At 42.4% G+C, this 23,693-nt stretch carries 22 protein-coding genes; 14 read left to right on the top strand and 8 right to left on the bottom strand.

The genetic code is table 11. The annotated features are described in order from the left end of the window. The first annotated feature begins 27 nt into the window (after positions 1–27). The 5 genes from FY557_RS09245 (at position 28) to FY557_RS09225 (ending at position 2,960) form a co-directional block, all read left to right on the top strand. Complete coding sequence (locus tag FY557_RS09245) at positions 28–414, top strand: hypothetical protein (RefSeq protein WP_149246963.1); 387 nt, start codon at positions 28–30, stop codon at positions 412–414. 3 nt (positions 415–417) lie between these two features. Further along, entirely contained in the window at positions 418–1,224 is an 807-nt protein-coding gene (locus tag FY557_RS09240) for a DCC1-like thiol-disulfide oxidoreductase family protein (protein ID WP_149246962.1), read from the top strand. A gap of 12 nt (positions 1,225–1,236) precedes the next feature. Further along, positions 1,237–1,707 (top strand): SRPBCC family protein, encoded by a 471-nt coding sequence (locus FY557_RS09235; protein WP_149246961.1) that lies wholly within the window; start codon positions 1,237–1,239, stop codon positions 1,705–1,707. 20 nt (positions 1,708–1,727) lie between these two features. Next, on the top strand, positions 1,728–1,928 hold the full coding sequence (locus FY557_RS09230; RefSeq protein WP_317131778.1) for a DUF2071 domain-containing protein: 201 nt from the start codon (positions 1,728–1,730) through the stop codon (positions 1,926–1,928). A 138-nt stretch (positions 1,929–2,066) separates the two neighbouring features. Further along, entirely contained in the window at positions 2,067–2,960 is an 894-nt protein-coding gene (locus FY557_RS09225) for a TIGR01777 family oxidoreductase (protein WP_149246960.1), read from the top strand. 234 nt (positions 2,961–3,194) lie between these two features. Here FY557_RS09225 and FY557_RS09220 read toward each other — a convergent pair whose 3' ends face one another. The 3 genes from FY557_RS09220 to FY557_RS09210 all read right to left on the bottom strand — a co-directional run bounded on the left by FY557_RS09220 (position 3,195) and on the right by FY557_RS09210 (position 5,900). Then, on the bottom strand, positions 3,195–4,133 hold the full coding sequence (locus FY557_RS09220) for an alpha/beta fold hydrolase (protein WP_149246959.1): 939 nt from the start codon (positions 4,131–4,133) through the stop codon (positions 3,195–3,197). Positions 4,134–4,373: 240 nt separating this feature from the next. Next, entirely contained in the window at positions 4,374–5,258 is an 885-nt protein-coding gene (locus FY557_RS09215) for an SDR family NAD(P)-dependent oxidoreductase (protein WP_149246958.1), read from the bottom strand. 78 nt (positions 5,259–5,336) lie between these two features. Then, on the bottom strand, positions 5,337–5,900 hold the full coding sequence (locus FY557_RS09210) for a Crp/Fnr family transcriptional regulator (protein ID WP_149246957.1): 564 nt from the start codon (positions 5,898–5,900) through the stop codon (positions 5,337–5,339). A gap of 307 nt (positions 5,901–6,207) precedes the next feature. Between FY557_RS09210 and FY557_RS09205 the strand changes: the two genes are divergently transcribed. The 6 genes from FY557_RS09205 to FY557_RS09180 all read left to right on the top strand — a co-directional run bounded on the left by FY557_RS09205 (position 6,208) and on the right by FY557_RS09180 (position 14,103). Continuing rightward, entirely contained in the window at positions 6,208–7,650 is a 1,443-nt protein-coding gene (locus FY557_RS09205; protein WP_149246956.1) for an alpha-L-fucosidase, read from the top strand. After that, entirely contained in the window at positions 7,650–10,307 is a 2,658-nt protein-coding gene (locus FY557_RS09200; RefSeq protein ID WP_149246955.1) for a beta-glucosidase, read from the top strand. The genes FY557_RS09205 and FY557_RS09200 overlap by 1 nt, the downstream gene beginning before the upstream one ends. A gap of 101 nt (positions 10,308–10,408) precedes the next feature. Then, positions 10,409–10,672 carry a hypothetical protein gene (locus FY557_RS09195; RefSeq protein ID WP_149246954.1) on the top strand — a complete coding sequence of 88 codons (264 nt, stop codon included), beginning with the start codon at positions 10,409–10,411 and terminating at the stop codon, positions 10,670–10,672. Between the two features lie 228 nt (positions 10,673–10,900). Next, entirely contained in the window at positions 10,901–12,289 is a 1,389-nt protein-coding gene (gene lpdA / locus FY557_RS09190) for a dihydrolipoyl dehydrogenase (protein WP_149246953.1), read from the top strand. 35 nt (positions 12,290–12,324) lie between these two features. Next, entirely contained in the window at positions 12,325–12,939 is a 615-nt protein-coding gene (locus tag FY557_RS09185) for a PH domain-containing protein (RefSeq protein WP_149246952.1), read from the top strand. A gap of 354 nt (positions 12,940–13,293) precedes the next feature. Next, a complete protein-coding gene (locus tag FY557_RS09180) occupies positions 13,294–14,103 on the top strand; it encodes a patatin-like phospholipase family protein (protein WP_149246951.1) in 810 nt (269 codons plus the stop codon). 306 nt (positions 14,104–14,409) lie between these two features. On the opposite strand, the gene FY557_RS09175 is transcribed toward FY557_RS09180, so the two are convergent. Continuing rightward, on the bottom strand, positions 14,410–14,844 hold the full coding sequence (locus FY557_RS09175) for a hypothetical protein (RefSeq protein WP_149246950.1): 435 nt from the start codon (positions 14,842–14,844) through the stop codon (positions 14,410–14,412). Between the two features lie 445 nt (positions 14,845–15,289). Between FY557_RS09175 and FY557_RS09170 the strand changes: the two genes are divergently transcribed. Then, on the top strand, positions 15,290–17,227 hold the full coding sequence (locus FY557_RS09170; RefSeq protein WP_149246949.1) for an SPFH domain-containing protein: 1,938 nt from the start codon (positions 15,290–15,292) through the stop codon (positions 17,225–17,227). Positions 17,228–17,559: 332 nt separating this feature from the next. Here FY557_RS09170 and FY557_RS09165 read toward each other — a convergent pair whose 3' ends face one another. The 4 genes from FY557_RS09165 to ribA form a co-directional block, all read right to left on the bottom strand. Then, positions 17,560–18,255: an ABC transporter ATP-binding protein gene (locus FY557_RS09165; protein WP_149246948.1), complete on the bottom strand. Its 696-nt coding sequence runs from the start codon at positions 18,253–18,255 to the stop codon at positions 17,560–17,562. A gap of 83 nt (positions 18,256–18,338) precedes the next feature. Next, positions 18,339–18,905 carry a hypothetical protein gene (locus FY557_RS09160; RefSeq protein ID WP_149246947.1) on the bottom strand — a complete coding sequence of 189 codons (567 nt, stop codon included), beginning with the start codon at positions 18,903–18,905 and terminating at the stop codon, positions 18,339–18,341. A gap of 427 nt (positions 18,906–19,332) precedes the next feature. Further along, positions 19,333–20,775, bottom strand: a complete 1,443-nt coding sequence (locus FY557_RS09155; protein ID WP_149246946.1) for an SDR family oxidoreductase — start codon at positions 20,773–20,775, stop codon at positions 19,333–19,335. 111 nt (positions 20,776–20,886) lie between these two features. Then, the gene (gene ribA / locus FY557_RS09150; RefSeq protein ID WP_149246945.1) at positions 20,887–21,477 is read right to left on the bottom strand and encodes a GTP cyclohydrolase II; all 591 of its coding nucleotides are present in this window, start codon (positions 21,475–21,477) and stop codon (positions 20,887–20,889) included. 97 nt (positions 21,478–21,574) lie between these two features. Here ribA and FY557_RS09145 point away from each other — a divergent pair, with 97 nt between their 5' ends. Both FY557_RS09145 and FY557_RS09140 read left to right on the top strand, forming a co-directional pair. Continuing rightward, positions 21,575–22,228, top strand: coding sequence for a TetR/AcrR family transcriptional regulator (locus tag FY557_RS09145; protein WP_149246944.1), 654 nt, complete (start codon positions 21,575–21,577; stop codon positions 22,226–22,228). Positions 22,229–22,373: 145 nt separating this feature from the next. Next, positions 22,374–23,693 (top strand): ABC1 kinase family protein, encoded by a 1,320-nt coding sequence (locus FY557_RS09140; protein ID WP_149246943.1) that lies wholly within the window; start codon positions 22,374–22,376, stop codon positions 23,691–23,693.

Here is a 23,693-nt window from a genome sequence, read left to right as displayed (position 1 = left end):
CAGAAAAATTAATAAAAAACAATCACCATGAAAACTTTTATTATCAACGACTTTTATGTTCAGTCCCTGCTGGCTTTATTGCTTATTTTATTTATCATTCCCTCATCTACGAGAGATTTTGCGATCGCTGTTTATTTTCTGATCGCGGTGAATCATCTCATCAGCGCCAACCGGAAAATGTTTTCGGGAACGTATAAGAAAAGTATCCTGTTCAGAATCTATTATACCATCAGTATGCTTTTTATCATCGTTCTTTTTTCATTGGCAGCAAGTGATGGAATTGATATGATAGACCGATTCTGGAATAACTGCGGTAGGAGGGTAATGGATTTTGCAATATGGGGTACGCCGATCCTGGCTCTCATTTATTATCTGATCTGTGTAAATGATTACAGAAAACAATTAAAAAAATAGTTTATGAAAACCCTTAAACACCACACCCTTATTTACGACAGCGAATGCCCGATGTGCAACCTGTATTCCAAAAGCTTCATTGCCGTTGGGATGCTGGATCAGAACGGCAGGCAAGCTTTTACGGAATTGAATGCTGACGCTAAAAAAAGGATTGATTTTAACCGGGCAAAAAATGAAATTGCTCTGGTCGATCATGATAAAAACAGAGTTACTTACGGCTTGGACAGTCTGCTGCTGGTCATCGGCAACTCCTTTCCTGTGCTGGAGAAGATAGCCCGGATCAAACCTGTGTATTGGATTTTCAAAAAGCTCTATTCTTTTGTCTCCTACAACCGGAAGCAGATCATTCCTTCCAAAAACGATCACGGAACAGAAGCGTGTATTCCTGATTTCAATCTGAAATACAGGCTGGCCTACATGGTTTTTGCCGCCGTTTTTTCAGGATATATTTTAAGCCTGTTCTCAGAAAAATTAGGATTGAACCGGAATTTCTTCAGGGAAGCCGCAATCTGTACCGGGCAGATCCTGTGGCAGACTTTAATTCTCAAATTTTACCTTAAAGAAAAGCTTTGGGATTACTTGGGAAATATGATGACCGTCTCCCTGATCGGAACCGTTCTGCTGATTCCCGGATTATTCCTGAACCTGAGCTTCACTTCTTCATTCATTTATTTCGGAACGGTGGTAACCGTCATGTTTCTGGAGCACATCAGGAGATGCAGGATTTTAGAACTGAATATGCTTCCGACCCTTTCCTGGACGCTTTTCAGGATGACCGTTCTGGCTGTTTTAATCTGGAATAATCTTTAAAAGAATTTAAAAATGGCCATTATCCGTCTACATACAACCATTCAAGCCGATATCCGGAAAGTTTTCGACCTGGCCAGAGATATCGACCTGCATCAGAAATCGACTTTCAAAACAGGTGAAAAAGCAATTGCCGGAAGAACTTCGGGATTGATTGAACCAGGTGAAACCGTCACCTGGAAAGCCAAACACCTGGGCGTCATGCAGACCTTAACCACACAAATCGTAGCCATGCAGAAACCTTATCATTTCACCGATGTTATGCTGAAAGGTGCATTCAGATCCATGAAACACCAGCATCTTTTCAGGAAGGAAAATAATAACACCATTATGACTGATATTTTCGAATTTGAATCGCCCTTCGGAATCATCGGTAAAATATTCAATGCCGTTTTCCTTAAAAATTATATGAAGAAATTCCTGCTGGAAAGAAACCGTTTGATTAAAAGGACCGCAGAAACAAAGGATTCAGCTGATGGAAGATAAACTTGTATTAAAATAGTAAAATGATGAACTTTTTAAAAGCAGGATGGCGCAAGCTGGCCATCATTAATTACGAAATAGATCCTGCACTTCTCTTGCAATATCTTCCAATAGGAACGGAACTGGATTATTATCAGGGAAAATGCTATATAAGTCTGGTCGGATTCATGTTTTTAAATACCGGATTGCTCGGACTTCCTGCCTTCATCCGATCAGCTTGCTGATCCTTCCTTTGCCTGCTTAATATGCTGCTTGATAAAAAGAAAACTTTGCGCCTGAAAACATAAACCGGTTTTGATTGATCGTAAACTTCAAAACCTTGAACTTTAAACCTTGAATCTTAAACTTTAAACCTCCTTCCTATGAAAATCATCATCGCTGCCGGAACCGGCTTTCTCGGAAAAAACCTCGAAATCTACTTTACGGAAAAAGGCCACCAGATCTATGTCCTGACCCGGAGCCCAAAACGCAGGAACGAATTTCACTGGGACGCCAAGACCTTGGGCGAATGGAAAAACCTGCTCGAAAATGCCGATGTGCTGATCAATCTTGCTGGAAAATCCGTCGATTGCCGGTATACGCAAAAAAACAGACAGGAAATCTACAATTCCAGGATAAACAGTACAAGAGTTCTTCAGCAGGCCGTTAATGAATGCAGGTCTAAACCAAAAGTCTGGCTGAATGCCAGTTCTGCAACCATTTACATCCATTCCGAAACGCATCTGAATACCGAAGAAAACGGAATTACCGGCGACGACTTTTCCATGAACATTTGCAAAAGCTGGGAACAGGAATTTTTTAAAACAGCAACCGGAAAGATTAGAAAAGTGGCTTTAAGAACATCCATTGTTTTAGGAAACAATGGCGGTGCTTTTCCCAAACTGAAAATACTTACGAAATTCGGGCTGGGCGGAAAGCAGGGCCTGGGAAACCAGAACGTGAGCTGGATCCACATCGCAGATTTCTGCAAAGCGGTGGAACACATCATCGAAAATGGGGAGATGTCAGGCCCGGTTAATGTGACGGCTCCGGCTCCGATGCCCAACGAAAAATTTATGACAGCGCTGAGACGGAAAATGAAAATCCCATTCGGTTTTGATGCTCCTGTATGGCAGCTGGAAATTGCTTCCGTATTGTTGCGGACCGAAACAGAGCTCTTGTTAAAAAGCCGGAATGTCTATCCTGAAAAATTGGTAAAGAGCGGTTTCGGATTTACTTATCCCAAACTTGAAACAGCACTGAATGATTTCATCTGATTTAACATGATCCGAATAATTTCAGAGCCTGTAGATTACAATTTGGAGGCGTATTATCTTAATTTTGTTTTTGAATAGATTTTTGCAGTCTAAGCAGAAGTTACTGGCATCTTTTCTGCGGAAATGAATAATCATAAAAAAGACTGTTTCAAAAGTCCTGCCTAAAGAAACCGGAATTCCTTTAAGCACTTTTGAACTTCTGAAACTATCTTTTGAACCAATTAAAATCCGTATTTATTCTTCAGCAGGAATTTCAAAGGAATTCATTCTATCCAGGTAGTCAAGAACAACTTTCAGCACATCCTCCGGATTTTCTTCAAACATATAATGTCCGGTATCCGCCAGATGAACCAGTTCATACTGTTCAGCGGTTGAAGGAAGCGCATACTGGTAGAATCTATAGGATACATTGCTGGCAATTCCCAGCACCGGCATAGGGAGTTTACGGTAGCTTTCAGCATCCTCAATATCCTGATGAAAAGCCTGATACCATGCATTGGAAGCGCGGATCCGTTCCGGCTGATTGTAGACTGATGCATACACTTCTTTTTCAAAATCGGAAATTTTGCGGTCATCGGTCATCACGTAATGAAAAAGCCAGTCCAGGAGATGCCGGTAGCGTCCTTCCAGCAGTTTTTCAGGAAGTCCTTTAATTTGGTTAAAGCCCATCCACCAGGTATAGGGCTGCTCCGGATTGATTTTATCGCTGAAAGTGCCTGAAGCAGGAATCAGCGGCATCTGCAGCATGCCTTCGCTGGGATGAAGCCCGTCGGCTAGGATTAGTCCGCTCACCGATTCAGGGAAATTATACGCCAGGCTCACCGCTACCATGCCGCCGATATCGTGGCCCAGCACAAAAGCCTGTTTCAAACCAAGCTGCAGGATCAGTTCATGGATATCTGCAGCCATTGTCTTTTTATCATAACCGGATGAAGGAGCTGCAGAACTGCCCATCCCCCGGATGTCAACTACGATCACGCGGTAGTCTTCAGCCAGCGGCAGGGCAATGTTGCGGTAGGAATACCAGGTTTGCGGCCATCCCGGAAGACAGATAATGGGTATGCCGCTTCCTCCGTCCACATAGTGCAGTTCAGTGCCGTTGACATGAATGGTATGGTTGGTGAATCCAGTCCAATCCTGGATCAAAGATTCGTCTGTATATTGGGTTTGCATAAGTAATCATATAATTTTTAAAAGCTGTTTGATTTCGGTTAATCATTTAAATCTAAGGGACGTTTTACACTGAGCATGAAAATATACTTTCTTGCAGAGTATTGTAAGTCCACAAGTCCACGTATAAATAAAAATAGGCTGAATGAGAGTATACCTGCGATCACGATTTAAATAGTCTTGCTCTTTAAATTTTAATTTTCAGAAAGGAATCACACAGCTTTGGGTTAAATTAGACGGGTTTTATCGTAAAGCTTCCTCAGCAGTGTGCCAGGAGAGATCAGGATACCGTCCGTTATCCAGTTCATCATGATGGGCAGCAAACATGCTGTACAGGTACTGCATCTGCTGCCACGCCGGATAAAGTTCACGTTCCCCTTCAGGATGGGTTTTTCTAACTTTCTCAATCGTTTCTTTAAACTGGTCAAGTGTTCCCTGATTCTCCATACGGAAAGGGGTACCGAATACTTTTTTGCTCAACGGCACAAAATCTTCTGGGCTTAGTCGGAAACCGGCAATACGAAGGAATCTCGGGGCCGTTTTGTCCAGTGCGGCGGAAGCTGTAAAAGCAGCCGTGTCTTCAAGGGAAGTAAAATCGATCTTCCAGTCGGACTTTCCTTCGTAGTACGCAATACTTTGGTTTTTCTGATCCAGCAGCGGAATCCCGAAACGCAGGACATAGGAAAAAGCCCCGTTGAAAACAGACGTTAATCTGATCTTACGGCTTTCTGCTATCTGGCTGAATGTCTTCCGCAAATCGAAATTTCGGTTACAGCCTTCCGGAAGTTGGGTGTAGTCGGTGCAGAAATCAGAAGGAATAAAGCGGTGAACACCTGCATCTGCAGCGGCATCCAGCAGTTGAGACTGGGCTTCCACGATCACTTCTTGCAGTCCTGCCAGTGCGGATACCACACAGGATACGCCGGAACAGGCAGCCTTAAGCTGGGAAGGATTATTAAAGTCAGCAGTGAAAATCCGGACTCCGGCTTCCTGTAACGCTTTTACTTTTTCCGGATCGCTTTCGGGGCGGATAACGGCTCTTACTTCTGCACCTCTTTTTAGCAGTTCCCGGCAGATCTTTTCTCCAAGGCTTCCGGTAGCTCCGGCAACCAGAATGATATGTTCCATAATTATAATGATTTATATTAACAGTCAAAACTAGGAATTATCAGGCTGTCTTAAACTACCATCTGGTAGCTTTTCAGGTTACCGGATGTTTTTCCGGATCCGGCTGAGGGCATTCGGGGTAATGCCCAGATAAGAGGCCAGCTGTTTTACCGATACGCGCTGCATGAAATCAGGCTGCTTTAAAAATTCAAGGTAGCGTTCTTCCACCGTCAGGGTCTGGAACCGGATAATTTCATCGATCATCCGCATGGCCATCGATTCCCAAATCTTCCGTCCGAATTCCTGCCAGGCGGGCAATTGCCGGTACAGCATCTCCATATCTTTTCTTTCAATATAACAGAGTTCGGTTTCTTCTATGGCTTCAATATTGAAACGGGTAGGCTGCTGGGGCTTAAAACTGGAAATTTCCGTGAAGAATTCTCCGGGCAGTACAATCCAGGCCGTCAGCTCACAGTCATCCCCGTAAATAAAACGCAGTGCACCGCTTATGAGGAAATAATACCGGTCCGCAATCTGTCCGCGTTTCAGCAGCAGCTGTTTCTTACGGAGTGTTTTGGGATGGAACCTGGAAATTACGGAAGACAGGTTATCTTCACTCAGCTGGCCGGCTTCTTTTCTGACGAAATCAATAAGTTCCTGCATAGATGGGGAATAAGTTTAATACGTATTGTCAACAAATGTATTGTAAAATTTTGAATTAAAATAACGGATACGGTCTTACGGATAAAGGTTATAGAATGAATGTTACAGGCTGGATGCAGAATGAGGAAGCTGTAGCTTTACGGATAAAAAAATCAAGGACTTTTCAATCTGGTGTAATCTGAACACGCCAAAATCCTGAAACCTGAAATCTAATGTGCTTTATTTGATAAACAGTCTCTAATTGTTCTTTTGAAAAACCGTTTGTGAATTCCTTAAAGGATGATTAAATTAGCAAAAACTAAACTTAATGTTCATCTTGCCCAAAACGAAAACCTTATTGTTCTCTTCTTTATTTCTTTCATCTGCTCTTTTTTCTCAGGCCCACAACGTCTCCGAAGGCTATCAGAAACCTACAGATCCCTTGGTAGTACAGAATCTTGAAAACTGGCAGGACCTGAAATTCGGGCTTTTCATGCACTGGGGAACCTATAGCCAGTGGGGAATTGTGGAAAGCTGGAGTCTCTGCCCGGAAGATGAATCCTGGACCCAGCGAAAGCCGGAACATGGTAAATCGTATAACGAATATCTGAAAAATTACGAAAACCTGCAGACGACATTCAATCCGACACAATTTAACCCACAAAAATGGGCAGATGCAGCAAAAAAAGCCGGAATGAAATATGTAGTCTTTACTACAAAACACCACGATGGCTTTGCTATGTTCGACACCAAAGAGTCGGACTATAAAATCACATCTTCCAAAACGCCTTTTTCCACGAATCCGAAGTCGGATGTCACGAAAGAAATTTTCAGTACCTTTAGAAATGAAGGTTTTAAAATAGGCGCTTATTTTTCAAAACCAGACTGGCATTCCGACGATTACTGGTGGTCATATTTCCCGCCGAAAGACCGGAACGTGAATTACGATCCGAAGAAATACCCGGAACGATGGGAAAGCTTTAAAAAATTTACCTTCAACCAGCTTAATGAAATCACCTCCAATTATGGAAAGATTGATATCCTTTGGCTGGACGGAGGCTGGGTGCGCCCTTTCCATACCATTGATCCGAAGGTAGAATGGCAAAGGACCATTAAGGTAGAGCAGGACATCGATATGGACAAGATCGGGACGATGGCACGGAAAAATCAGCCCGGAATCATTGTGGTGGACCGTACCGTTCCCGGAAAATGGGAAAATTATGTAACACCCGAGCAGGCGGTTCCTGAAAAGGCGCTGGATATTCCCTGGGAAAGCTGTATTACGATGGGCGATTCGTTTTCCTATGTGCCGAACGATAACTACAAATCCTCCCAGAAGATCATCGAAACGCTGGTGAAAATCATTTCCAGGGGCGGAAATTACCTGATGAACATTGCGCCCGGTCCGAACGGTGATTATGATCCTGTCGTTTATGAAAGATTAAAAGAAATTTCAGGCTGGATGGACAAAAACCAGTCGGCTGTTTTTGCAACGCGCAGCATCGCTCCTTATCACGACGGGAATTTTTATTATACCCGAAGCAAAGACGGAAAAACGGTGAATGTTTTCCATCTGGATGAAAAAACAGAGTATAAGTCTCCTTCAACCTTACATTTTGAAATCCCTGAAAATTATAAGCCGAAATCATTGAAGATACTTGGCTTGCCAGGCAAAATTCAGTGGAAAAAAACCGGAAATTCCATTGATGTTCAATTACCCGAACAGAGAACCGGATTAAAATATGCAACTGTTATTCAAATTATTCAGTAATGAAGTTAAACCTCACATTCATTGGAATTTCATTATTAGGTTCCGTTTTTATTTCTGCCCAGAAACCTTTGTATAAAGATCCAAAACAGCCTGTTGAAGCAAGGGTTCAGGATCTGCTGAAAAGAATGACGCCTGAAGAAAAATTCTGGCAGTGCTTCATGATTCCAGGTGATCTCGAAAATGTTCCGAAAGGGCAGTATGCACACGGGATTTTCGGGCTGCAGGTGAGTGCCGGAAACCAGGGCGGCGGTGCAGCCGGTCAGATGCTGACCTACAACGCCAATGAGGATGCGGAGAAACTGGCCCAAAAAATAAATGCCATCCAGAAATATTTCATTGAAGAATCAAGGCTGGGAATTCCGATTATTCCGTTTGATGAAGCTTTACATGGGCTGGTACGCGAAGGAGCCACGGCTTTTCCCCAAGCCATCGGTCTTGCCGCGACATTTAATCCCGACCTTATGAAGCAGGTCTCGACTGCCATCGCCAAGGAATCAAAATTAAGAGGAATCCGGCAGATTTTAACACCTGTGGTGAACTTAGCAAATGATGTCCGATGGGGAAGAACCGAGGAAACCTACGGCGAAGATCCGTTCCTGACTTCAGTCATGGGCGTAAGCTTTGTCAGTTCTTTTGAAAATATGGGAATTATTACCACCCCGAAACACTTCCTGGCAAACGTTGGTGAAGGCGGACGCGATTCTTATCCGATCCACTGGAGCAGAAGGTATCTGGAGGAAACACATCTGATTCCTTTTGATAAAGCTTTTCATCAGGGAAAGAGCCGTTCGGTGATGACATCCTACAATCTGCTGGACGGCAGGCCTTCGACCGCAAACCACTGGCTGCTGACGGAAAAATTAAAAAAGGAATGGAATTTCAAAGGATTTGTCATCAGTGATGCCAGCGCCGTCGGCGGAGCCAATGTATTGCATTTTACGGCAAAAGATTATGATGATGCTTCGGCACAGGCCATCAATGCCGGACTGGATGTCATTTTCCAGACCGAATACAAGCATTATCAGCTTTTCATCCCGCCGTTCCTGGACGGACGGATTTCAAGAGAACGGATTGATGACGCCGTGGCAAGGGTATTGAGAGCAAAATTTGAACTCGGGCTTTTTGAAAACCCTTACGTTTCAGATAAAGATATTGACGCTTTAAAGAAACTCAACCATAAGCCTTTAGCGGAAAAAACCGCTGTCGAATCTTTTGTCCTGCTTCAGAATGATAACAAAACCCTTCCCGTTCCGGAAAATATAAGCAAGATTTTGGTCGTAGGAACCGATGCGGCAGATGCGAGACTCGGCGGTTATTCCGGTCCGGGAAATAAAAAAGTAAGCATTCTTGAAGGAATTCAAAATTTCGTTAAAAATAAGAATATTGAAATCACGTATTCAAAAGGAATCGACTGGAACGTGAAGAAGTTTGCCACTGTTCCTGCTGAATTTTTATCTTACGGAAACAAAAAAGGGCTGCAGGGAAATTATTTTGCCAATTCAGACCTGAAAGGAAATCCTGCTTTTGAAAAACAGGACGAACAGCTGAATTTCAAATGGACCTTATATTCGCCGGATCCGGAAAAGCTTCAGCCTGATAACTACAGCGTGCGTTGGACCGGAAAGCTTCAGGCGCCGGAGTCCGGAAAATACCAGCTAGGCCTCCGTGGAAACGACGGTTTCAGGTTATACCTTAACGGGAAATTGCTGATCGATAACTGGGAGAAGCTGAGCTATTCCACCAAAACAATGGATTTTGATTTTGTAAAAGGCCAGTCCTGTGACATTGTTGTAGAGTTCCATGAAAACAGGGGCGAAGCCAACATTGAGCTGATTTGGAATTATGGATTAAATGATGAGCTGAAAGATTTTAATGAAGCCTTAAAACTGGCAAAAAATGCAGATTATATCATCGTAACGGCCGGAATTCATGAAGGGGAATTCCAGGACCGCTCTTCGCTGAGCCTGCCGGGAAACCAGGAACCATTTATTCATGAAGTTTCAAAATTAAATAAACCGGTTGCTGTGGTTTTGGTCGGTGGTTCTGCTATAAAAACAACGGATTGGAAAGATGAGGTCGGAGCCATTCTCGACGTCTGGTATCCAGGGGAAGAAGGCGGAAATGCCATAGCAAAAGTACTGTTCGGAGCAGAAAATCCGTCCGGGAAACTGCCGGTTACTTTCCCGGTGGAAGAAGGGCAGCTGCCTTTATCTTATAGCCATCATCCCACCGGAAGAGGAAACGATTATTACGATCTGAGCGGCGAACCGCTGTATCCGTTCGGCTTCGGATTAAACTATACGACTTTTGAAATTTCGGGGCTGGAACTCAATCAGTCCGCTTATTCCGCCAATGACACCATTATCGCTAAAGTGAATGTAAAAAATACTGGTTCGAGAGCAGGAAGTGAAGTGGTGCAATTGTATGTAAAAGACCTGCTGGCTTCGGTTTCCAGGCCCATTATCGAACTGAAAGGTTTTCAGAAAGTCTATTTAAAACCGGGAGAATCAAAGCAGGTTTCCATCGAAGTTCCGGTAAAAGAGCTGCAATTTCTGGATGAAAAAATGAACTGGACCGTGGAAAAAGGAACCTACCGGATTTTGGTCGGAAACTCCTCAAAGAACCTTCCGCTGAAATGGAACATAGAAATAAAATAATCCTAAAAATATGGTATGATATCTGCTGATCATTGATTGGTAACGGAATGAAATTAATGGAGAATCATTTACATTGAAATCATTCAGCAAAAGTACACATCATGAAAAATTTTTTAATATCAACCGTCATTCTGCTCGGATTATCGATGAACATCTACGGGCAGAGACGTCCGCCGGCACCGCCGCACCCTTCAAAAGGTCAGCTGGCAAACAGCAAATCCCAGGAACTGGCCAGAAAGTACAATACCGAAAGAAAGCTAATCCTGAATCATCCTTTGGCGACGAAAAAAATGAAGCGAGACCAGCTGAGAGCGCTGAATGAAAGATATGCCAACGAAAAGCGTCTGCTGAGCAGTGCAAGATAGCGTCAACCGTTTAATTTAATAGATAAAAGTCCGTTTCATTCTTGAAACGGACTTTTTATTATCTCTATTTTTAAATAAAATTTACGTGCCTGAAGGATCTCTTCCTATATGAATGAAAATATCATTTTTACCATTAAAAAGAATCCTGAAATTTCGCTGCCTGCCAATTTCAGGGAGTGCGTCATTTCCAATATTTTTCCTTAAATTCGCATAAAAATTTTTATAATAATGAACTACGATATTATTGTCATCGGAAGTGGTCCTGGCGGATATGTTACAGCGATCAGAGCAGCACAATTGGGTTTCAAAACTGCCATTATCGAGAAAGAAAACTTAGGAGGAATCTGCCTGAACTGGGGATGTATTCCGACAAAAGCTTTGTTAAAATCTGCGCAGGTTTTTCATTATATCAACCACGCTGAAGATTACGGATTAAATAAAGTAGAGGGAAGCTTCGAATTCCCGAATGTAATCCAGAGAAGCCGTGGCGTAGCCAACAAAATGAGCAAAGGGATTGAGTTCCTGATGAAGAAAAATAAGATCGATGTGATCATGGGGACGGCAAAAGTTCAGAAAGGTAAAAAAGTTTCCGTTACCGATAAGGAAGGAAAAACAACCGAATATACCGGAACGCACATCATTATCGCTACCGGAGCACGTTCAAGAGAATTACCTAACCTTCCCCAGGATGGTAAAAAAGTGATCGGATACCGACAGGCGCTGTCTCTTCCGGAGCAGCCGAAATCAATGATCGTTGTAGGTTCAGGAGCAATCGGAGTAGAATTTGCCGATTTCTATAACACGATGGGAACAAAAGTGACCGTTGTGGAATTTATGCCGAACATCGTTCCGGTAGAAGACGAAGAAATTTCCAAGCACCTTGAAAAGTCCCTGAAAAAGACAGGCATCGAGATTATGACCAATGCTTCCGTAGAAAGCGTGGATACGAGCGGTGAGGGTGTAAAAGCTACCGTAAAAACAGCAAAAGGAAACATTACTTTAGAAGCCGATATTTTACTTTCTGCTGTAGGAATCGCTGCCAACATCGAGAACATCGGATTGGAAGAAGTGGGTATTCAGACGGATAAAGGAAGAGTATTGGTAAACGAATGGTACGAGACTTCTGTTCCGGGTTACTATGCCATCGGAGATCTGATCCCGACTCAGGCACTGGCACACGTTGCTTCTGCAGAAGGAATTACCTGCGTTGAAAAAATCAAAGGAATGCACGTAGAGAAAATCGATTACGGCAATATCCCGGGATGTACCTACTGTCATCCTGAAGTAGCATCAGTAGGCCTTACAGAAAAGCAGGCGAAAGAAAAAGGATACGAGATCAAAGTAGGGAAGTTCCCGCTTTCTGCCAGTGGAAAAGCGACGGCTAACGGAAATACCGACGGTTTCATCAAAGTAATTTTTGATGCGAAATATGGTGAGTGGTTAGGCTGTCACATGATCGGTGAAGGTGTTACCGATATGGTGGCTGAAGCCGTTGTAGCAAGAAAGCTTGAAACCACAGGTCACGAAATCATCAAGTCCATTCACCCACACCCGACAGTTTCCGAAGCAATTATGGAAGCTGCTGCAGCTGCGTATGGCGAAGTGATTCATATTTAATAAATACATAAACTAATAATTAAATACAACAATCGATGTTTAAAAAACTGGCAGCAGAAGCTTTAGGATTGGGAGATATCGGGAAAATCATTTCTTCCCAGGATTATGACAAGGTAGACTCTGATGATTATATCCTGTCTGAAGACAACGAGAAAATTTTCTTCCTGATCAAATCCAGAAGGGACGAATACTGTTTTACCAACCGTGCCCTGATCCATATTGACGGGGCAAGTGCTCTGGATAAAAAAAGAGTCCTGAAGCGATACGAATACTATCAGTTCCCTTTTTCCAATATCGCTTTGCAGACGGCGGGAACCATTGACCTGGATGTGGAAATTTCATTCAATATCGGGAATGTTCCGATGATGATCAGTGTGGCCAAAGGACAGATCGATCAGCTGAAAGACCTGTACAAAGCGTTACTGGCCATTCAGCAGGAAGTTCACCACAACCATTCGTTGCTGAATTTCTCAAACGACAGCATTCAGAAAGCCATTACTTCGGTAGCTTCCGGAAAGCAGGAAAATGTTTCTAAAAGCCAGGAATTAAGAGCCATCAATGAGTATATTTTCGCCTGGAATACTACCAGTTTTGATAAATATAACCAGAAAGATTTTTCGAAAATTTTCGAAAAGTATATTAATAATTAGCAGACTATTCAAAACATACAGCAAGCCCGGAATCTCCGGGCTTTTTTAATGCTTAAAAGGAATTACTCAGCACAGCTTATTATGCTGAGCTTGCCGAAGTACCCCTGTGAAAGGAAATAATATCCCAATCCATGCAAAAAATCCTTGTGAACACTGCGTTTAATCAGAGATTATCCATAAATATGTTAACAAAAAGCTCCAGCATCAAGCTTCTTCTTTCAGCCTTTAATCTGGTTTCTGCTTAGGGTTCACTTTATATTAATTTAATTTTTATTTGTGTTAAAAAATGGCAAAATCGCCGGGTCTGGAAAAATGTGACCCATTATTTTATTCTGTTTTTCTTATATTTAATCCATGAATTCTGAGAAAGTAGGACTGGTATTATCCGGAGGCGGAACCAAAGGCATTGCCCATGCAGGGGTTTTAAAATTCTTAGCTGAAAAAAATATTGCTGTTGATGTGCTGTCCTGCTGCAGCGCAGGTTCTATTGTCGGGTGCCTGTACGCTGTCGGTAAAAAGCCTGAAGAAATCATGGAGTTTTTTAAGTCGGTTTATTTCTTCAACTGGAAGCATTTCGCCTTCAATCAGCCGGGACTGGTTTCGTCCGTAATTTTCCGGAACTACCTGAATCCTGTTTTTGGAGATATGAAATTGGGAGATCTGGATAAAGAAGTGAAAATCGTGGCGACCGAACTCGTAGGCGGTACCGAAAAGATTTTCGACGAGAACTTCAAAATTGTGGATGCCATTATCGCTTCGTGCTCTATTCCCGGCGTGACAACCCCCTATATTATTGGTGATGAAATGTACTGCGACGGCGGCGTGCTGAACAATTTTCCGGCGGACATCATTCGTAAAGACTGTGATAAGCTCATCGGTGTCTTCGTTTCCCCACCCCATGATATCCAGATCAGTGACCTGAAATCCATCAAAGCCATTGTTTCCCGTTCCTACGACCTGCTTTCCTACCGCATCGAAAAGATCAAATTCGATCACTGCGACTGGTTCATTTCATCCCAGGAACTTTCTACCTTCGGGACTTTCGAAAGACGGAAAGACCGTCTCGAACAGATTTTCAACATCGGGTATCTGGCGGCAAAAAACAGTTTCGATAAAAGCCTGTTTTACAATGTACTAAGAAAAGAAGAAGAACGCATTGTTTAAAAGTGGGTGGCGAAAGATGAAAGGCTAATTCGTTTTGTCTGTCAATCTTTAACCTGGTGTCCACAAAGTTCCGGCATAAAAGATTCTGCATATTTCCGCTTATAAGGGTACTTCGACAAGCTCAGCATAACACTTCATTCAGCAAATGATAGCAATGTGCAAAATTCAAGGATGAATGGTCAATCCACTGCGTCTGTCAATTTACTTTACACTAAGAGATTGACAATTGGGTTGTGTCAGCAAAATTCACCATTGACTCAATAAAATTCCCGACTCTAAAGCCGGGAACCTGTATAAATTTTACTCTTAGTTTTTAACAACGTAACCGTCCTGATTAACTACCGTTTTCCCATTCTGATCGGTCACCATCAGAGTATACGGTGCTTTCTTCGCTGAATCCGTTAAGTAATTTCTCCAGATCTGATACGTATAGCCGTTATTGCTGAATTCATAATAATAGTTTCCTCCGGTACCGTCCGGGATCAGTTCGCCGTCTGAAATAATCATGCTCGGCTTGGAAGCTATTTTGCCGTTTACTCCCCAGGATTGGTACAGGTAGTTTCCATTCGGCTGCTGATCGATCTTTATTTTAAACTTTTTAGTTTTGATAATGACTGATTTCGGAATTTTTTCCTTCTGGTAATTTACTTTTGAAACCGGTGTTCCGCTTACAGCGGTATTGGCATTCATCAGTGAAAACTGAGCCACACAGAAAATGCCGAATGCAATTTTTTTGATCATCTTTTTAATGGTAATGGTTAGGATAGGAATTTATCAAATTTAAAGCCAGAAGCATCCGGTTTCTTTTCATTATACTGCTCTTTTTTTATTAAAATATCCTAATTTTAAATGGATGAGCTAATGATTATGTAAAATTTAGGTATTGGTTATCAGTAATTTACGATAATTATTGAAAAATAGTTAAACTTTTTGAAACAACTGAATATTTTTCTTGCGTACATTTGTACCACAAAAGGATCTCTTTCCTTTATCATCGAAATGAAACTAATTAACTTTAAGTTTTTTCTATTAAAAGTATCAGAAATCATTTTCACGATTTTTAATACTTCTCCACCTTCATTTTCTTAATTTTTTAAAAGAATTATCACATAATTCATATCCTGTTTTCTATTCTTAAAAAACAGGGCACTACTCCCGTTTTCAAATTTAATTAAAAACAAAAACTATGGAATTAAGTTTTCATGGCTGGATGATTCCGGCCGTCATCGCCTTGTTGTGCGTTATTTTTTACAAATTTATCTTAAGAATTTTCTTCGGTCTTGTTATTGTTCCCCAAGACAGGATCGGCTTGGTCACCAAAAAATTCGTGCTGGTCGGGAGGCAGGAACTTCCGGAAGGCCGGATCATAGCGACCAACGGAGAAGCGGGTTTCCAGGCTCAGACCCTGGCTCCGGGAGTCTATTTCGGCAAATGGATCTGGCAGTATTCGATCGATTTCCAACCCTTTACCGTAATTCCGACCGGCAAAATAGGGTTGCTCCTTGCCAAAGACGGGGCAGAGTTGGAAACGGGAAGGATTTTAGCAAGAAAAATAGACTGTGATTCGTTTCAGGATGCCGAAGCTTTTCTGAAAAACGGAGGCCGGAAAGGAAGGCAGACCGCCATTATCGCACCGGGATCCTACCGGATCAACACCCTGCTGTTTGAAATTGAGCTGACGGAGCTGACGGAGATTCCCGATAATGCCGTCGGAATTATCACCACAATGGAAGGAAGCCCGCTGGAAGAAGGGCAGATCGCCGGAAAGATTATTAACGGGCACAACAAATTTCAGGATGTTGATACTTTTTTAAACAGCGGCGGTTACAAGGGGCTTCAGGAGCAGGTGATCCTTGCCGGTTCTTATTTCCTCAATCCGTGGTTCACGAAAGTGGAAATGGTAAAAATGACGGAAATCCCGATCGGGCATGTCGGAGTCATCATCAGCTATGTAGGGGAAGACGGCAAAGATTTAAGCGGCGTAGATTTTAAACACGGACATATCGTGGAAAAAGGCCATAAAGGCGTCTGGGCAGAACCCATCGGTCCCGGAAAATATCCGATCAATCCGTACATCATGAAAGTGGAGCTGGTTCCGACCACCAACCTGGTACTGAACTGGGCGTATGAAAGAAGCGAATCCCATCAGCTCGATAAAAACCTTTCCACGATTACGGTCCGAAGCAAAGACGGTTTCCCTTTTAATCTCGATGTGTCGCAGATTATCCACATTCCAACCTATGAAGCCCCAAAAGTAATCGCCCGTTTCGGGAATATGATCAATCTGGTAAGTCAGGTGCTGGAACCGACGATCGGAAACTACTTCAGGAATTCGGCACAGGACAGCGATGTGATTGCTTTTCTCGGAAGCCGTAAAGAAAGGCAGCAATCGGCTAAAGAACATATCAGCAGCGTCCTGGAACAGTACAATGTAAATGCCGTTGATACCCTGATCGGCGCCATCGTTCCCCCTGAAAGCCTGATGAAAACACTGACCGACCGTAAGCTTGCGGAAGAGCAGAAAATTACGTACGAGACCGAAATGCTCGCCCAGGAAACCCGTCAGGCCCTGGAAAAAGAAACGGCGGTGGCCGATATGCAGAAGGAGATCGTAAAAGCCGACCAGGGCGTATTGATCGCTGAAAGGATTGCCGATGCGTCTGTGAAAAAAGCGACCGGGGATGCCAATTCGGTAAGGCTGCAGGCAACAGCGGAAGGAGACCGGCTGAAACTGCTCGCTACCGGGGAAGCTGAAAAAACCAGGCTGCTTGCCAGAGCGGAATCCGAAAAAATAGAATGGCTGGCCAAAGCAAGTGCCGAGCAGATCTCACTGACGGGAAATGCTGAAGCGGAAAAGATCCTGGCCATCGGGAAATCCAATGCCGAATCGTATAAACTGTCGGTGGAAGCCATGGGCGGAAATAATTTTACCCAATTGAAAATTATGGAGAATATCGCCAGCCAGAACGTACGGATTATGCCGGAAGTTCTGATCGGAGGCAACGGTGATGCGGCAAACGGCGGAATCAGCGGCCTTTTGGGGCTTCAGCTTCTGGAACAGGTTCAGAAGAAAAATGCAGCAGCCACTTCAGTAACTGGTGAAAAGCCGGAGGGCAACGCTTAATTATATTTAAAATAAGATTAATGATTGCCATTATTCAGCCTTTAATCGTGGGGCTAACGGTCTGTCTTGCTGTTTTTTCGTCAATCCATATCCGCGACAAAATACTGGAAAAAAAATCTGCTGCCTACTATGAAATTATTACAATCAACCTTATTTTGGTTTTGCAGCTGGCTTGTATCTATAGACAATTGAATAAAAATGAAATGTTAGAAAATATAAAAACGACGGAAATAATCCACAGAAAGCCGGCTTTCTAAATGAAGATGTATCTGATGCTAGAAGATTTAAAAAAACCTCACAGGTTTCTGAAACCTGTGAGGTTTATATATAAATTAAGCCGTATAGCTCGCAAAAGCTTCTTCAAGGCTTTCAAATTTCCCTTTAAATTCATCAATCGGGCAATCTTGGAGGATATTACCTTTATGGATCAGGATGACGCGGGAGCAAAGGGCTTCCACTTCCTGCATGATGTGGGTAGAAAGCAATACCGTTTTCTGCTGTCCGATTTCTTTTACCACATTTCTGATTTCAATAATCTGGTTGGGGTCAAGACCGTTGGTCGGTTCGTCCAGGATCAGAAGGTCCGGCTGGTGGATGATCGCCTGGGCCAGTCCGACTCTTTGCTTATACCCTTTGGAAAGCTGACCGATTTTCTTTGACTTTTCAGGGGTGATGCCGACCAGCTCGATTACTTCATCCACTCTTGATTCCGGGATTTTATGGATATTGGCAACGAACTGCAGATATTCTTTCACATACATTTCCAGGTACAGCGGATTGTTTTCAGGAAGAAAGCCTATTTTTTGCTTGCTTCCGAGTTCATGATCGGTAATGTTCTTTCCATTAAAAATTATCTCACCTTCATCGATTTTCAGGGCACCGACAATCGATTTCATCAGGGTGGATTTCCCGGCTCCGTTCGGACCCAGAAGACCGATGATTTCATTGCTGTCAATAGAAATGTTAATGTTGTTCAGGGCAGTCTGCTCACCGAATTTTTTGGTCAGGTTATTTATTTGAAGAGGCATAGTTTCGTAACGATCTTTTTACAAAAATAAAATAAAAAACTCATCCGGATGAATGAGTTCAGTAATATTTCAAAATGTTTGATTTATTTTCTGGGCTTCCTGTTGCCGTTGGAAATAGGTGCTGTTGAAGAAGCTTGATTTACAGGTTGTTGATTATTCATGTGGTTAATATTGTTCATGGTTGCAGGTTTGTCATACAATGCAGCCTTTCCATTGGTTTTCCCAAAGATTTTGTCAATCTGTTTCTTGTTCAGGAACTGGGATTTTCCTACATACTTTCTGTTTTTGTTAATGTACTGGATAAACTGTACCGTCGGGGTACCGTAATTTTTTTCAAAATGCAGTTCGATGATATCACTTGGAAGTTCAAGAACAATATTGCTTTCCGGAGTATCGATAAATCCGTTGGCAATAAGTTCATACAGACCGGAAACATCCTTGTTCAGATTCTGGAAAGAAAATGATCTGAAAGTATTGAGGTTGGCTGTATTCAGGTCCTGGTAATTCACCGTGAATCGGTCGTCTTTTTTATATAAACCTACGGAATTGTCTTTGCCGATTTCTACTAAAGTTTCATTCTTCAGCACCTTAATCTGCGCAAAAGCTGAAATTCCAAACAGGCACGTAAAGAGTAGAACTATTTTTTTCATAAGCCGGTTTTAATGTTTTACAATCAAATTTCTGGAATAAGTAAAACGGTATGCACGCTTTTTTATTACTTTAAAGCAAATGTAACAAATTTTTTTTTACAAAAAAGGCTACATAATAGATGTTATTTATTCTTTACATGGTGATTTATATTAAACGTTTGATAGTGAATATTTTATTTATGGGTCATTTTTAAGGTTTGTTATGCCTAACAGCCTCAAAATAACTTTTATTTTTATTTTAAATAATTGATAATCAGTACTTAAAGGTTTAAAGGATTATCATGGATATTTTAATTTGAAATAATTGTTAATTTTATACGGTATATAATAATATGGTATTGATTAATTAAATAAAAATTAAATATGAATATTGAAAAGTTAAAAATTTAGTTTAAATTTTAAATTTTGTTATAAAAGGGGAAGTAGTTTAAAAATGCTTTTGCGGATTCGCAAGTTTCCGAACCATCCCTTTAAAAATAATCCCGTGGAACGGCAGAACGGAATACCAGTAAAGCCTGCCACTGAGCCCGTGCGGACGGAAAACCGCCTTCTGCCAGAGCTTGCCTTTGTGTACTTTAAACATCAGCCATGCTTCACCGGGAAGCTTCATTTCAGCAAACAGGATCAGTTTGCCTTCTTTTTTGTTAGCATGGAGAACACGCCAGAAATCCAGTGCATCGCCTTCATGGAGCCGGGTAGCGCTCGTACGGCCTCTTCTGAGTCCCGGTCCGCCTACCAGGATGTCCAGAAAACCGCGTATTTTCCAGAGGCTCTGCCCGTACCATCCGTTGGCCCCGCCCAGAGCAAAAACCCGGTCCAGGCATTTCTCTCGGTCATCATATTCTGCAGAACGAAGATCCGTAAAACAACCGTATTTCGGAACGTCCAGATAGTCTTTCAGGCTGGAATCGCTTCGGCTGCTGATGAAGCTGTCTTTCCAGCTCGATGCAATTTCGTTGTCCTGAATCTTCGCCAGTGTTCTCCGGATGGCAGTGTCATAGGAAAATGGCTGTATGCCGGTAATTTCTTTTATTTCCTTTAGGCTTTCGGGCCTGCATACCACTTCAATCTTCATGCTTCCAACCAGTGCTTTGGCAAGATTATAAGACGTAGAAGTGATAAAGTACAGCCAGTAAGAAGACAGTTTAGGGGTCATCACAGGCAATGTAATAATCGTTCTTTTCAACCCGCGGATTCTCGCCAGTTCCAGCAGCATTTCTTTATAGGTCAGGACATTGTCGCAGCCGATATCGAAATTTTTGTGGTAAGTCTGTTTTTTGAATAAGGTAAAAATCAGGAAATCCAGCACATTGGCAATGCCGATCGGCTGGCATTTGGTATGAAGCCATTTCGGAGCCACCATTACCGGCAGTTTTTCCACCAGGTCCCGGATGATCTCGAACGAGGCGCTGCCGGACCCGATAATAATTCCTGCCCGCAAAACCGTTGCCGGAACTTTGCATTCCATCAGGATTTTTTCCACCTCAAAACGGGAACTCAGGTGTTCCGAAAGCTGTTTCTCATTCACAAGGCCGGAAAGGTAAACCATGTGTTCGCAGTCTGTTTTCTCAATGAATTCTGAAAAATTAACGGCGCACTGTTTTTCCGACTCTGCATAATCGTTGCTGTTGCTCATCGAGTGCATCAGATAATACGCTCCGGAAATATCCCCAGGAATCTTTTCCAGGGTTTCGGGCTTCAGGAAATCTACTTCTATCACTTCGATCTGGGCATCATCAATATCGACGCTTTTTGAAAAACGTCCGGCATCCCTGCAACAGCAGATCACCTGGTAACCCTGTGCCGCAATAACATTAATCATCCGTTTGCCGATATAGCCGGTAGCCCCGGTAAGCAGAATTTTTTTCATAAGATCTGGATTGGTTTGCCGGAATTCATAAATCTCTTATTGATCAGCCAATTCTTTATATGCACCTGTAAAAAGAGATGATCCGGATTCTTCTTTCAGCTAATGAGAAAATTATACCTTTTCCAGTAAATGCCCGAAATAATATTTCTTTTTGCTCAGGTATCCCTCATTGGTTTCATTGGATTCAATCTCCAGAGGAATTCTCTGGTTTAATCTGATCCCGCTGTTCTCCAGTGATTTCAGCTTTTCCGGATTGTTGGTCATCAGACTGATCTCTTTTACCTTCAGAAGATTCAGCATTTCGACCGCTACGCCAAAATCGCGTCCGTCTGCCGGCAGTCCCAGTTTCAGGTTGGCTTCTACCGTATCAAAACCCTTTTCCTGCAAAGCATAAGCTCTCAATTTATTAATGATTCCGATGTTGCGGCCTTCCTGCCGCAGATAAATAATCATTCCTCCGTTTTCCGACATGTATTTCATGGCAGCATCGAGCTGCTGCCCGCATTCACATTTCCTGGAATGGAATACTTCGCCGGTAATGCATTCCGAATGGAAACGCACATTTACGGTTTTGCTGAAATCCGTATGCGCTGCAACCCACACCAGATGCGGGTTCCAGTCGTCCTTATTTTCGGAAAATGCATAAACACTGAATGTTCCGAAGTCGGTAGGGATGTTCGATTGTGCCTGTATCGTCAACATAATTCAAAAATTAAATCGTTTATATAGTACAAATTTATACTTTATTTTAATTGAAAATAAAATTAATTACTAAATTTGTTTATAAATAAATTCTATCATGCAAGAACAAACCCCTCTCACACAGGAAAAGATATTTGAGCGTTACGGAGATTATCTTTTGAATCACGGCGAGCGGCCGAAAAACATTTATCTTTTTGCGAAGGAAAACGGCTTTGAGGAGAAAGAATTTTACCATTTTTTCTCTGGGTTCGACCAGGCTGAAAAAGAAATGCTGGACCATCTGTTCAGGAAATCCCTTGAGCTGGCTGAAGAATTAAATTCCTCACCGGAAATATTGACGAAGGAAAAACTGCTGAATGTCTATTTCATTTTCTTTGAAAACCTGACAATGAACCGGTCATTGGTACTGTCGATTTTAGGAAGAACGAAGGCGCAGGAAATCAGGGCGCTCCAGAATTTGCGGGAAACCCACCGTCAGTTTGTCGGAACGCTGGATTTTAACGAGTGGGAAATGGTTGAAAAGGCAAAACAGGACATCAGGAGGTTCAATGAAAAATCCAGACAGGAAATCCTTTGGCTGCATCTGGTTTCAGCCATCGACTTCTGGAAAAAAGATACCTCACCCGATTTCGAAAAGACCGACATCTTTGTTGAAAAAACCATCGATACCGGTTTTGAACTGATGGACAACGAGCCGCTGCGAAAAGTAATTGACCTGGGGAAATTTCTATGGAAAGAGAAATTCCGATAACGGAAAAGTAAATTAATGTTGACTGAATCAATAAAAATGGGCAATACCATCCTGATCTCATCGAAGAAAGCCCGTTTCAAAAAGAATAATTCAATTTGGCTTTAGCTTAAATCTACCTAAAGCCGCCTATCACCTAAATTTAAAAATGAAAACATTAGATAAAATCCCGACCGGGAAAATTGAACGCACCGGCAGCCTTCTGAAAGCAGGGGCAAAAGTCGGCGTCAATTACCTGAAGTATTACGGGAACAAAATCACGAAAGACGAAGGGGAAGCCCGGAAAATCCTGAATGAAGATAATGCAACGGATATCTACGATTCCCTGAAAGAGCTGAAAGGTTCCGCTTTGAAGGTAGCCCAGATGCTGAGTATGGAAAAGAATATTCTCCCAGTGGAATATGTAGAGAAATTTTCATTGTCGCAGTTCTCCGTTCCGCCGTTGTCCGGGGCTTTGGTCAAAAAAACATTCAGAAAATATTTCGGAAAGAACCCGGAAGCCATTTTCGATGAATTTTCTCAGGAATCGGTGAATGCTGCCAGCATCGGGCAGGTTCATAAAGCGAAGAAAGGAGATAAAAACCTGGCGGTAAAAATCCAGTATCCCGGCGTGAGGGAAAGCATTTCCAGCGACCTGAAGATGGTAAAGCCTATTGCGATGAAAATGTTCAACATCAAAAAAGAAGGTTCGGAATCCTATTTCCAGGAAGTGGAGGATAAGCTGTTTGAGGAAACCGATTATAACCTGGAGCTGAAGCGGAGCCAGCATTTTGCAGTGGCCTGCAGCCACCTCCCGAACATAAAGTTTCCGAACTATTATCCGGAATATTCCTGCGAAAAGATCATTACCATGGATTGGATGGCCGGAATCCATTTTTCGGAATTTACCAAAAAACAGAATACCCAGGATGAACTGAATACCATTGGGCAAACCCTCTGGGATTTCTACATGTATCAGATGCATATCCTGAAAAAAGTACATGCCGATCCACATCCGGGCAATTTCCTGATTTCAGACGACAGCCGGCTTTCGGTAATTGATTTCGGCTGTATCAAAGAGATTCCGGAAGATTTTTATGTGCCGTATTTTGAGCTTGCCAAAGAAGAAAATCTTAAAAATCTTGAGATTTTCCGGGAAAAACTATTTGCGCTGGAAATTCTGCGTGAAGAAGATTCGCCGCGGGAGAAAGAGTTTTTTGCCAAATTGTTCTATGAGCTGCTGGAACTGTTTACCAGGCCTTTCAATAAGGAGAAATTCGATTTTTCAGATGAGGGATTCTTTCAGGAAATTGCAGATCTGGGCCAGCGTTATTCCAAAATCAGCGATATGAAAGGCATGAATACCAACCGCGGATCCCGGCATTTCATTTACCTGAACCGGACGTTCTTCGGACTATATAATATGATGCACGATCTGAAAGCAAAAGATATCAGGATTAACAACTTCAGAAATTTTATAAAACCTTAA

The organism is Chryseobacterium sp. SN22 (assembly GCF_008329705.1).
Classification (GTDB): domain Bacteria; phylum Bacteroidota; class Bacteroidia; order Flavobacteriales; family Weeksellaceae; genus Chryseobacterium.
Note: the sequence above shows the minus strand (reverse complement) of the source record. Positions and strands in the feature narration are given on the sequence as shown.